Raw genomic sequence first — 12859 nt, forward strand, 5'->3', positions numbered from 1 at the left:
AAAGCTCCTTTAGACCTCGTAGGTTGTTGAACTGACATCGCCACCCGACTCAATCCAATCGGTATGGAAAAACTCTCCACGTGGAGCATCGACGCGCTCATAGGTATGAGCTCCGAAATAATCGCGTTGTGCCTGCAATAGATTGGCCGGCACCACTTCACTGCGATAGCCGTCAAAGAACGCCAATGCCGAACTTAAGGCTGGTGCAGCGATCTGGCTTTGAATGGCAAACACCAGCGCTTTACGCCATTGCGGTTCGGCTTGTTTAATCGCCTTTTCAAAAAACACTGCCTGTAGCAAGTTTTCCAGTTCCGGTTTTGCCTCGTAAGCTTGTTTGATCTCTTCTAAAAATCGGCTGCGGATAATACAGCCGCCACGCCACATCAAAGCGATGCCGCCATAATTCAATTGCCAGCCATAGGCTTTAGCGGCTTCTGCCATCAACATATAGCCTTGAGTATAGGAGATGATTTTTGAGGCATATAGAGCATCATGAATCGCATCAATCAAGTCCGCTTTTTCCGCTTCACTGTAATTTGCCTTATTCTCGGTTGGATAGAGTTTAGCCGCCGTGACACGCTGGGTTTTCAATGCCGATAAACATCGCGCATAGACCGACTCGGTAATCAAGGTAACCGGGATACCGAGTTCAAGAGAACTGATACCTGTCCATTTCCCGGTACCTTTTTGGCCGGCGGCATCAAGAATCTTATCCACCAGCGGTTCGCCGTCTTTATCCTTGAAGGTCAAAATCTCGGCGGTAATTTCAATCAAGTAGGAGTCGAGTACACCTTGATTCCATTTGGCGAATACCTGCTGACATTCATCGGCCGACATTGACAAGCCTTCACGCATTAGCTGATAAGCTTCGGCAATTAACTGCATATCACCGTATTCAATGCCGTTGTGCACCATTTTCACATAGTGTCCGGCTCCCTTGTCGCCAACCCAATCACAACAAGGTTCTGTACCGGCCTTGGCGGCAATCGCCTGAAAAATCGGCTTGACGCTTTGCCACGCCTCGGCATTACCACCAGGCATAATAGAGGGGCCAAAACGAGCGCCTTCTTCGCCACCGGAAACACCGGTACCGATAAATAAAATGCCCTTTTCCGCCAAGCTTTCGGTGCGCCTATTGGAATCGGTATAAAGTGAATTGCCGCCATCAATAATAATGTCACCGGCATCAAGTAAAGGCACCAACTGATCAATAAAGGCATCGACCACTTCACCGGCCTTAACCATCAACATCACTTTGCGCGGAGCAGCAAGACTGTCGACAAGCTCCTGTAGCGAATAGGCGGCGGTGACGGGTAACTCATTGACACGACGATTGATAAAATCATCGGTTTTTTCTGAAGAACGGTTGTAAACACAGACATTAAAACCATGTTCAGCCATATTCAATACTAAGTTCTGGCCCATTACCGCCAGTCCGATCAGTCCAATATCTGCGCTTGCCATTGGTGACTCCTCATATTTCATGTTTATTCGTTTACCGCACGGGAATTGTTTGCTTTAAAACTTGCTACCAGAGGTTACTAATCCAGACCGTCTGGTAAGGTGCCAAGGTGATTTGCCCATATAGGTCCTCTATCATTTGACCGCTAATCAACTCTTTCCATTCATCCATATCAATCAGGTTAAGCTGGGTTAGATTCAATACCTGTGGCTGATTGGTAACATTATTGACGACAAAAATACTCTGATTGCGCATTAGACTCTGACGCCAGAAACCAAACAGGCCATCATCCAAGTGCAATGTAAACTGAGTGGCATTCGGGTGGAAGGCAGCCTGTTTTTTACGCAATTCAATCAAGCCTTTCATACCACTTAGCACCTGTGCATGCAGACTTTGCGGATCATCTAACAAGGGCTGCAGTTCTTCCAAAGGCCATTTCTTACGGTTGATATCTCGATTATGCTCCGTTTTTGCCAAAGTTTCATAATCATTTTCGGTAGCTAGGAATGAATGAATATAAATCGCCGGCACTCCTTCCAAGGCTATGGCAATCGCATGAGCACATAGCATTCGCGCCACCTGATATTCATCTTCCCCCTCATGGGTACCTTTAAAGGCATCGATCAGGGATATATTGATTTCATAAGGGCTCTTTTCACCGTTCAAGCCGGCGCGCCAAGAAACCTTGGCTCCGAATGACTGTAAGCTATGAATCATGTTCTGGATCTCTTCCGGATCAAGAATCCCCTCGGCCGGACGCACCCCAATCCCGTCATGACTGGCGATAAAGTTCAGATAGGTTGTCCCCATCTGTGCCGGTGGCATTGACATCAACCAAGTTTTCAAATGACGGGCAGAACCGCTTAACATGGCGTTAATTAATAGAGGTGGCAAAGAGAAGTTATAGACCATATGGGCTTCATTGGCATTACCAAAATAGGTCAAATTCTCTTTTTTCGGTACATTGGTTTCAGTGATGATAATCGCGGTCGGCAAACGGTATTCAATTAAGGCGCGCATCAACTGAATAGCCTGATGCGTTTGCGGTAAATGGATACAACTGGTACCAATCTCTTTCCACAAGAAACCGATGGCATCCAAACGGAAGATGCTCGCGCCATAATCGATATACATGGCGATTAAACGCATGACTTCGATAAACACATCAGGATTGGCGAAGTTCAAATCGATCTGGTCATGACTAAAGGTACACCAAACATATTTGTCACCATTTTTTGTAATGGTGTGACGCAATAACGGCGTAGTTCGCGGACGCACCACCGCCGATAAGTCTTCATCCGGCGAGGCTTGCACAAAGAAATCCTCATAGGTCGAATCGCCATCAATAAACGCTTTAAACCAAGGGTGTTCACTGGAACAATGATTCACTACCAGATCGGCCATAATTCGATAGCCATGGCTAATCTCTGTGACATCATGCCAATCGCCGAGCTGTGGATTGATTTTTTCATAATCGGAGACGGCAAAGCCGCCATCGGAACTGTATGGGTAATATGGCAAAATATGCACCATCGAGACCGATTCCTGCAGATTGTTATCGAGCATGGTCTTTAAGGTGTGTAGGGGCTTTTCGCCTTCGCTGATAATAGAATCTCCATAGGTGATCAGCATAATGTCCTGCTGATCCCAATGCGATTTATGCGGAACAGGCAGCTGCACAGTTTGCGCATCAATAGCGCTGATGGCGGTCAATCTTTGTGCTAATTCCAGTGCATCGCTTTGCGGATAGAGGCTCTCAATCAAAGGTACAATCCGTTCCATTAAGGCGCCATAGGCGGGCGTGAATTCACTGTATGAATGTTGCATATCTGCCTCTTATATTATGGGTTTTGACAATTTACAAACGTGGACTCTATTTAGCGTACTGCTGCATATCCGCATCTACAGCGGCAATAATATCGTCCATTATGTCCGGAAAAGCTGCCGACACCCTGTTCCAAGATGGAATAAACGGGGTTTCCATTGGCGACTCCAAAAAATGTTTTCCGGCTTTGATTATGTTTTCCGAAAACAGTTCAACAGCACACTCTTCTTTATGCACATCAAGCGTCAAACCATTCATAATCGCATCGTTACGATAAGATTCGATCAAATCCAGAGCGATGCGGTAATAGGTTGCCTTCAAGGAACGGAAACCCTCTTCGGTGAAAGTCACCCCTTCTGCCGCCAGCTTTCTAAAAAACGCCTTACTGATATCAATCGACATTTTCGACAGACCTTTTTTGGCGTCTTCCGCGGAAAGATCTTGATGCTTATGGTCATAAATATCGGCAATATCGACTTGGCAAATACGGTTAGAACTGATATTGCGCTTCATCTCCGACAAAACGCCGATTTCCAATCCCCAGTCGGATGGAATACGCAGGTCGGAAATCACCCCCTTGCGGAAGGCAAACTCACCGGCGAGCGGATAACGATAGGAGTCGATATGACTTAAATACTCATCGGCGCGCTCATTGACTTCACCGGCGGTTTTTTGTAAGGCGCGAATCAATGGCGTCACCAGCAAACGGGTCACGCGACCATTCATGGTCTGATTGGCAATTCGGGTATAAAAACCTTTGGCAAAATCATAGTTAAACTGTGGATTGGCGACCGGATAGATCAATTTCGCCAGTAAAGAACGGTCATAGGTGACAATATCGCAATCATGCAAAGCAACCGATTCGACCTTATTGGAACCCAAAACATAACCGATCATATACCACACATTACGCCCTTTGCCGGGGGCTTCCGGCGCAATCCCCTCTTCGACCAGTTTTTTGTGGATCGCTTTCATGCGCGGCCCATCATTCCAAATGACTTTGACGTTTTGTGGCAATACCGAGAAAAACTCCAAAGCATGTCGGTATTCGGATTCATCGGCGCGATCTAGGCCGATAATTATCTCTTCCAGATAATCGACCGATTTGAGCTCTTCCACAATGGTTTTTAATGCCGGGGTTTGAAGTTCAGAATACAGGCTCGGCAACACCAATCCCAATGGGCGTTTTTTACTGAATTTTTTTAAGTCAGCTTCCATCTCTTCCAGCGGTCGATCCACTAAATTATGTAAGGTAGTGATAATGCCATTCTGATAAAAATCCATAAAAAACTCCTTCCCATCTTTGGGATTCTTGTATTTAAGACAGCTTTATAAACGTGCAAACCATCCGTGATATATCCTATTAACCTGTTTCAACATCGCTGACATTTAATCTGTCAACCAATTCATAACCGCTTGATTCCAGCCCTTTGGGCCAAAATCATCCGACAACACAACCTTTGCGTGATTGACTTTCGGCGGCGCATTCACCGGAGAGCGAATGATTACCGGGCAATCACTGGCTTCAAGTAAAGCGATATCGTTATTACCATCCCCCAAAGCCATGGTTTCAATGGCATCCTGCCAATCCTGAAAATAATAGTTGCTCATATATTGCAACGCCTGGCCTTTATTGCTCGGCCCCATTAAATGGACAAAACGCCCGCCCTTAATCAATTGCCAATGAAACTCCGCCAACATCTCCTGAAGCTGATAGAGCTTAGTTTGAGAATCCTGCCACAATAAGGGTTCACTAAAATATCTCTGCTTGGCTTGTTCCGCTTTATGCAAAGGCAACCCGGTGGATTCGGCAACCTGTTGCGCACTCATTTCGGAAAAACCGATGCAATCGATATTTAATTGCTCGCGATAATTTCTGAACAGTTCAATCGCATCGGATAATTCCATCTCATTCATAGAGATATAGTCATAACCCTGTTCGGATTGTTCCACCTTGGTATGACTTGGTAAACACTCCGGCTTTAATTGACCTGGCGGCCAGAAAATCCCCGCACCGTTTTCAACGATAAACGCATAGGGGTTGTCGATCTCTTGTTTTAACTCAATTACCTCAGCCGCTGTTTTACTGGTTGTCATAATCCATGGAATGCCTTGCGCATTCAGTTCTGAAATCGCCGGTAAAGCGGCACTGAAATCGTAATCATGATGATCGAGCAATGTGCCGTCCAAATCGGTAAACAGTAGCTTTCTCACTTAACCATCCTTGGTTATTGCGGTTTAGCATTGCTAAACACCTTTGGCCTCTAAACCTTGAGGCCCTAAAAATAAAAACCGTTAAACTGGTCATCTGCCATTGCACTTTTATAAGGCAAAATAACAACAAATAAATCTATTAAGTGCAATCCGCGTGCCAACCTAGATAAACAAGATCTTTTCTGGCAATGCAAAGCAGTGTGTAAAAACAGTAACCGGCATTTATCAACAGGTGTTAACAATAATTAATAAAATCCAAATTAACTTTTTATTAACAATACCTTACTAATAAAACACCACCGAATCCAAACAACATTAATCAAAGCAAAATTCATTTTCAACTCAATATGCATCAGAACAAAAAAGCGAGCTATCATCGTTGCAAACAGGGCGCTACTTGCCGTTATGGCTACAATGACATTCGCTAAAACGCACCAATATAATGCACAAAACAATATCCTTTGTTATACGCTGAATGGCACTATTGACTAAAGAAATGACCGAACCGAAAAACGCTTAAATATGCTATCCTTATGACAATTTATTAAGCCAGTACAAGAACCGCGTTGAAGCGCCTTACCTCTTCTGCTGAAGCAAACCTTTCCCATAAACAGGAGCACAAAATGCCTTTACTAGACAGCTTTACCGTAGACCACACCATTATGAAAGCGCCAGCTGTGCGTGTTGCCAAAACCATGACGTCGCCATCAGGCGACACCATTACCGTATTTGATTTGCGTTTTAATAAACCGAATGAATCGATGATGGGCGAAAAAGGCATTCATACACTGGAACACCTGTTTGCCGGTTTTATGCGTGACCACCTGAATGGTGACAAGGTCGAAATCATCGATATTTCACCAATGGGCTGCCGCACCGGTTTCTATATGAGCTTGCTGGGTTCACCTGACGAGCAGCAAGTCGCCGATGCCTGGTTGGCATCAATGAAAGATGTATTAGCGGTTGAGCGAATGGAAGACATTCCAGAGTTGAACGAATACCAGTGCGGAACCTTTATGATGCACTCACTGGAAGAAGCGAAACAAATTGCCAACGACATTATCAGCCACGGTATCGGCGTTAATAAAAACCAGGAATTGGCGCTTTCGCAAAATAAACTGGAAGAACTAGGCAACCACGCTTAATTAAGGATTGGATATGAGCAAAATTGCCATTATCGGCGCAATGGATGAAGAAGTAACCCTTCTGCGCAGCAAATTAGAGAATATGCAAACCGAGCTTCATGCCGGTTTTGAGTACTACAGCGGCACTCTGCACGATCACCAGGTCGTATTACTGCGCTCAGGTATCGGTAAGGTCAATGCGGCAATCAGCACGACCTTGCTATTACAGGTTTTCCAGCCCGATTATGTGATCAATACCGGTTCTGCGGGCGGCTTTCATACCGACTTGGAAATTGGTGATATCGTGATCAGCAGCTCGGTATGCCATCACGATGTCGATGTCACTCCATTCGGCTATGACCTGGGACAGATCCCTGGTTTACCGACCTGCTTCCTACCGGACAGCAAACTTGTAGAGGCGGCTCAACAGAGCATTGAAGCCTTGCAAGAAGTCGCGCACATGCATGGTTTGATTGCTACCGGTGATCGCTTCATGCATGACCCGGATGATGTCAATAAAACCCGTGACAGTTTCCCGGAAATGATTGCCTGTGAAATGGAGGCGGCTGCGGTAGCGCAAGTCTGTCATACCTTTGACAAACCGTTTGTCATTATCCGCTCATTATCTGATATTGCCGGTAAAGAAAATGCCGTCAGTTTTGAAAAATACCTTGAGCAGGCAGCGACCCATTCCGCCAAAGTCATTATGGAAATGCTGAATCGCATCTAATGCAAATGCATTAATAAAAAGCCCGGTTTAAGCGGGCTTTTTTATAAACCCGCCAAAACTGTCTTGGTCACAGCCCAGACACTTCAAAGCGAACTTTAACGCTCGGCCAGATCACCTCGCTTTAATTGCTGAATTTGTCGAATAATCGGCTGGTAGAACAAGATAATGGCGACCATAGCGCCGAATAACGCCATTGCCATATCCGACTGGGTATCCCAGACATAGCCTTGGGTTCCCAAAAAAGACTCCGCCGCCTGCTCGGATAACAAAGCAACCCACCATTCGATTAATTCATAAAAAGCACTAATTGCCAGGGCAATACAAACACTGAAAAAACGAATCCAAGCGGCACTCTTGACCACTTCCAGACGAATCAGTATTTCTATCGCCAACATGGCCGGCACAAGCCCCTGGAAGAAATGACCGAGCTTGTCGTAGTTATTACGCTCGGAGCCCATCCATATAGCGATGTCATCAAATAAAGGCACCTCTGCATAGGTGTAATGACCACCAATCATCAAGACAATGCAGTGCAATAAAATAAACAGATATAACAATGGCGTTAACGGAAACTTTTTTCGGCTTAAAACAAGCAGGAACAGGGCGATAATTGCCGGCAAAACCTCTAAAAACCACGTATAGCCATCAAAAGGCTTATATGCCGACCAGCTAAATACGCTGAAAAAGATAATTAACCACAACCAGTTGATCATGGATAAAGAAAGAATTGAACTGTGTTGTTTTGAATTCATGGAGGCTCCACAGGAAGCATAAAAACCGCTATCCATTGTGCCACAGATGAAAGGCTTTGACTTAAGCAATCATCTCGGCAAATGCTTCACTATTTACCGGCTTACCCCAATATTCACCTTGTCCCATGGCGCAGCCGGCCTGCTGAACCATGTGCAACTGCTGGGCATCCTCCAAACCATTGGCAATAACACAGATATCCAAACTTTTAGCCATCATTACCAAAGCACTCAACCATTTCGATTGCGCATGCGCCACATCCAACTTAAGCTCTTGTACATTGAGCTGAGCCAATAAAGCGATATCAATCGGTGACGAAGCAATATCCGTCAACGTAATTTGAAAACCTGCATGACTCAACTGCATCAACACCTTAATCAATTGTTGGTCACTGTTTAGCTCCAGCGCTGAAAACTCGAGTTGGATCTGTGCCGGGGATAACTTGAACTTCTCAAGGCGTTGATTCATTAATTCAAGTAAATCGTTTTCTTGCCATAACGCCTTTACCACCGGTACCGATACCATCAAAGCATCTCGGCCTTTTGACCACTGCTGAAGATAGAACAGGCCAGAATCCAATAACCAAAGCCCCAAGCCATAATGTGCATTGGATTGTTCCAACTCGGCTGTCCAGCAATTAAGACGAGGATTGTCCAACTCACTATTTCGCCAATAAGCGGTTACGCTGGCACCAACGACTTTGTTGCCATGCAAATCAATCTGCGGTTCAAATAACAGCTCTATCTGATTATCGCTAACCGCCTGCTCAAGCTCTAACACTTGCGCGCTTTTTGCGGGAACCGCCCCCAAGTCACTATAGAAACGGAAGGTCTTGCGGCCACGATGTTTTGAATCATAAAGCGCCTTATCGGCATTCTCGATTAATTCAGCAGACGTGACCCCATCGCCCGGATAACGAGCCACGCCGATACTGGTAGAAACCTCGACATCCTTACCTGATAATAAGTAAGGACGGCCGACTTCATCAATAATGCGTTGGCAAATACTTTCCACCAATTCGCGGTCTTCTACATCGGCCAATAGAATCACGAACTCGTCGCCGCCTAAGCGACTGACAATATCACCTTCACGAACCGCAGAAATTAAACGCGCTCCGACATTCCTTAATAATTCATCACCGATTTGATGACCGCATTGGTCATTGACCAACTTAAAACCGTCTAAATCCAAAAACAACAGACTAAACTCGGCACTCTCATTCCGGGCATTGATAACCAACTTTTCCAAGGTGTTATGAAAATAGGCGCGGTTAGGCAAATGCGTTAAAGCATCGTAGTTTGCCTGACGAAACAGTTCACGAGTACGCTGCTGCACCTGCTGCTCGACCAAGCTTTGGATTTGTTCGTCCAAATCACCGGTGTGCGAAAAGCGGTTTTGCAGTCCACGCATTAAATTTTTAACGCTAAAGCCCTGTGGTCTTTGATGACGCTGCCAACTGCTTAATGAACGCGTCTGCTCGGATTCAAGCAAACGCGCCACATCACTTGCCGACTGACGTTCCGTTTTGACTGGATTGCTAAGTTCTAACATAGGCTACCCTCTTCGACCTTTTTCCTTGATCTTGCCACCGGGTTTAATTCAGTGTAAAAAATGGAAATACCGTATAATTAAAGTTTCGTATAATTCTGCCGTTAAACTGGCCTTATAAAATTTCTATTCGTCTTAAAGCAAAGGAGATGCCATGTCTGTTATTGGTACCCCATTTTCCCCTACAGCGGTTCGTGTTTTATTGTGTGGTGCCGGAGAACTCGGTAAAGAAGTCGCAATTGAATTACAACGTTTTGGTGTTGAAGTCATTGCTGCCGATCGCTACGCCAATGCCCCAGCCATGCAGGTTGCAGACCGCAGCCATGTTATTGATATGCTTGACGGAGAGGATTTAAGACGCATTATCGAATTGGAAAAACCGCATATGGTGGTGCCGGAAATAGAAGCCATTGCCACAGACACCTTGGTCGCCATGGAACAAGAAGGCATCAAGGTGATTCCCACCGCACGTGCCACTAAATTGACAATGAACCGTGAAGGTATTCGCCGTCTTGCCGCTGAGGAACTCGGCCTACCAACATCCGCCTATGAATTTGCTGACCAGTTTGACGACTTTGCTGCCGCCGTGGAACGTATCGGCATGCCCTGCGTTGTTAAACCGATTATGAGCTCTTCGGGAAAAGGTCAAAGCGTCATTAAAAGCGCAGCCGACATTGAAAGTGCATGGCAATATGCGCAAGAAGGCGGGCGCGCTGGAAAAGGCCGCGTGATTATCGAAGGTTTTGTCGATTTTGATTATGAAATCACCTTATTGACAGTTCGCCACCGTGACGGCATTAGCTTCTGCTCACCGATTGGCCATTACCAGGAAGACGGTGACTACCGTCAATCATGGCAACCTGCAGCAATGACCGAAACCGCATTAAAAAGCTCACAGGAAATTGCTGAAAAAGTCACCATGAACCTATGTGGTGAACAAGGACGCGGCATTTTCGGTGTTGAACTCTTTGTCAAAGGAGACAATGTCTATTTCAGCGAAGTTTCGCCTCGCCCACACGATACCGGCCTGGTGACTTTATTATCGCAAGATCTATCCGAGTTCGCGCTGCATGTCAGGGCGATTCTTGATTTGCCGATTCCAAACATTGTGCAGCATGGACCTTGTGCTTCAAGCGTTATTTTGCCGACCGGCACCTCCATGCAAACCAGCTTTAGCAATCTGTCAGAAGCGCTGGCAGAACCGGATACACAAATCAAACTTTTCGGTAAACCGGATATTTCCGGGCGCCGCCGCATGGGGGTTGCCATTGCTCGCGCAGAAACCGTTGAACAAGCGCTTGAAAAAGCCAAAAAAGCCGCTAATGCGGTTCAGGTCAGTTTTTAACTGCAAACTTACCCGTAAACATAGCCAATAAAACATTTTTTGCCGCTGTTAGAAATTTGACAGCGGCAATTTTTTACCCAATTCCCGCACCTTCCAAAGCCCACTTCTAAAAACACAAGCAACCCTATGTTTTCCCTATAAATCAACAAGATAAAAATACATCTCTTTTTATTTTAAGAAAATGGCACAGCTAATGCTGTACGGCAGACAAAGCAAAAACTTAAGTGTGAATGTCATTGTTGATCGCACGAAGAGTTTAAAACTTAACAGCACGCTAAACCACAAGGGAAACCAACATGACTTTGAATAACACAACAGCTGAATCAGTAAAGGCACCAATTCTTGAAGAATATCATCGCAACCAGGAAATGGAATCTCACCTAAAAGAAAACCCATATAAAACTGTTTTATTGCTATTGCAAGGAGCGGTCGATAAAGGTAACTTGGCAAAGGTTTGCCATCAAAGCCAGGCACTGGTGGAAAAGGGCTTCCACCTAGGCCGTATGACTACTATTCTGGATGCATTACGTGACCGTTTACACCTGTCTGAAAATGCGCCGATCGCGTTCGATTTGGATGAACTGTATCGTTATGCCGATCAAAGCATTCAAGAAGCGGTTTTTGAAAAAAACACCTTTTATCTAGATAGCGCAATCGAAATTCTTACCGAACTGCGCGACGCTTGGCTGACTATGATGAAGCAGGCCGGAGAATTAAGCGATAACGACTAATCACGACATCAGCAACGATCTTTCTTTTTAACCGGGCACTGCCCGGTTTTTTTATTGTCCACTACCCCCACAACGCTTATCATAAGATTCATTAAAACCCTTTTTTATCAGCTATTTAGGCAACAACAAATAGAATGATTAAGAAACCATGAATCTATTAGCACTCTCAAATAAAGAGTGCTAAAATAGAATTCATTAAGTTATTTGTTTAGGAGTTGAAATGATGTCAAAAAAGATCAATCAACAAGTCAAAGCCTCTCAAAGTTTGCCAGCATTAGCCAGCAACCCGGCTAATCTGATTCCTGGGCAGAATTTAGAGACTTATCTGCAAACCATACAAGCGATTACGCCACTTAACGCGGAAGAAGAACGCACCTTGGCGGAAAAGCTTTATTATGAAAAAGATGTTGAAGCCGCTCGCCATTTGATTCTTGCTTCTTTACGTTATGTAGTGCCGGTAGCACGATCTTATAAGGGCTACGGCTTGCCGCTCGGAGATATTATCCAAGAGGGTAATATCGGCCTAATGAAAGCGGTTAAGCGCTTTGATCCCGCAGAAAATGTACGCTTAATGACTTTTGCCGTACATTGGATTCGCGCCGAAATCAATGAGTATGTCATTCGTAACTGGCGTATTGTCAAAACCGCAACCACCAAAGCACAACGCAAACTGTTTTTTAAACTGCGCAGCACTAAGCGCGCGTTAGAATGGTTTAGCGATAAAGACGCCGATCAGGTTGCGCAAGAATTGGGTGTAAGCAAAAAAGACGTTCTGGAAATGGAAACACGTCTTTATGGTAAAGACCTGCCGGTTGATATGCGCGAAGAAGACGACAATGAAAATACCACCTTCCCGGTATTGATCTCGACGGAAGCTGATCCGGAAACCGCTATCCTGCAACAGGATCATGCCGATTATGAGCTAACTCGCATGCAAAATGCTCTGGCAACCTTGGATGATCGTAGCCGCAGCATTCTACAGCAACGCTGGCTAAGTGAGAAAAAAGTCGGTTTAAAAGAACTTTCTCAGCAATTTGGCGTCTCAATGGAGCGTATTCGCCAAATCGAGCAACAGGCACTGAATAAGCTTAAAGGCCAACTTACGGCATAACCACTCCTGCAAAAGAGAG

The 12859-nt window shown here is 45.2% G+C and carries 11 protein-coding genes; 5 read left to right on the plus strand and 6 right to left on the minus strand.

Annotation, left to right across the window (positions count from 1 at the left end):
- Positions 1-9: 9 nt before the first annotated feature.
- The 4 genes from gnd to FE785_RS10440 form a co-directional block, all read right to left on the minus strand.
- Positions 10-1464, minus strand: a complete 1455-nt coding sequence (gene gnd / locus FE785_RS10425) for a decarboxylating NADP(+)-dependent phosphogluconate dehydrogenase (RefSeq protein ID WP_138565681.1) — start codon at positions 1462-1464, stop codon at positions 10-12.
- A gap of 64 nt (positions 1465-1528) precedes the next feature.
- Entirely contained in the window at positions 1529-3289 is a 1761-nt protein-coding gene (locus FE785_RS10430) for an alpha-amylase family glycosyl hydrolase (RefSeq protein WP_202978307.1), read from the minus strand.
- Positions 3290-3335: 46 nt separating this feature from the next.
- Positions 3336-4571 carry a glycosyltransferase family protein gene (locus FE785_RS10435; protein WP_138565682.1) on the minus strand — a complete coding sequence of 412 codons (1236 nt, stop codon included), beginning with the start codon at positions 4569-4571 and terminating at the stop codon, positions 3336-3338.
- Positions 4572-4676: 105 nt separating this feature from the next.
- Positions 4677-5501 (minus strand): HAD-IIB family hydrolase, encoded by an 825-nt coding sequence (locus FE785_RS10440; RefSeq protein ID WP_138565683.1) that lies wholly within the window; start codon positions 5499-5501, stop codon positions 4677-4679.
- A gap of 623 nt (positions 5502-6124) precedes the next feature.
- Here FE785_RS10440 and luxS point away from each other — a divergent pair.
- Together luxS and mtnN are read left to right on the plus strand one after the other, a co-directional pair.
- Positions 6125-6646, plus strand: coding sequence for an S-ribosylhomocysteine lyase (gene luxS, locus FE785_RS10445; RefSeq protein WP_138565684.1), 522 nt, complete (start codon positions 6125-6127; stop codon positions 6644-6646).
- 13 nt (positions 6647-6659) lie between these two features.
- Positions 6660-7355 (plus strand): 5'-methylthioadenosine/S-adenosylhomocysteine nucleosidase, encoded by a 696-nt coding sequence (gene mtnN / locus FE785_RS10450; protein WP_138565685.1) that lies wholly within the window; start codon positions 6660-6662, stop codon positions 7353-7355.
- Between the two features lie 95 nt (positions 7356-7450).
- Here the strand turns inward: mtnN and FE785_RS10455 are convergent, their stop codons facing one another.
- Positions 7451-8107, minus strand: coding sequence for a DUF2238 domain-containing protein (locus tag FE785_RS10455; RefSeq protein WP_238696267.1), 657 nt, complete (start codon positions 8105-8107; stop codon positions 7451-7453).
- Between the two features lie 61 nt (positions 8108-8168).
- Positions 8169-9656 carry a putative bifunctional diguanylate cyclase/phosphodiesterase gene (locus FE785_RS10460; protein ID WP_138565686.1) on the minus strand — a complete coding sequence of 496 codons (1488 nt, stop codon included), beginning with the start codon at positions 9654-9656 and terminating at the stop codon, positions 8169-8171.
- A 151-nt stretch (positions 9657-9807) separates the two neighbouring features.
- Between FE785_RS10460 and purT the strand changes: the two genes are divergently transcribed.
- From purT to rpoH, 3 genes are all read left to right on the plus strand, one after another.
- Entirely contained in the window at positions 9808-10998 is a 1191-nt protein-coding gene (purT, locus tag FE785_RS10465; protein ID WP_138565687.1) for a formate-dependent phosphoribosylglycinamide formyltransferase, read from the plus strand.
- 296 nt (positions 10999-11294) lie between these two features.
- Positions 11295-11729 carry a flagellar export chaperone FliS gene (locus tag FE785_RS10470; RefSeq protein WP_138565688.1) on the plus strand — a complete coding sequence of 145 codons (435 nt, stop codon included), beginning with the start codon at positions 11295-11297 and terminating at the stop codon, positions 11727-11729.
- 220 nt (positions 11730-11949) lie between these two features.
- The gene (rpoH, locus tag FE785_RS10475; protein WP_420856743.1) at positions 11950-12840 is read left to right on the plus strand and encodes an RNA polymerase sigma factor RpoH; all 891 of its coding nucleotides are present in this window, start codon (positions 11950-11952) and stop codon (positions 12838-12840) included.
- The last annotated feature ends 19 nt before the right edge of the window (positions 12841-12859 follow it).

The organism is Thiomicrorhabdus sediminis, assembly GCF_005885815.1.
Lineage (GTDB): Bacteria > Pseudomonadota > Gammaproteobacteria > Thiomicrospirales > Thiomicrospiraceae > Thiomicrorhabdus > Thiomicrorhabdus sediminis.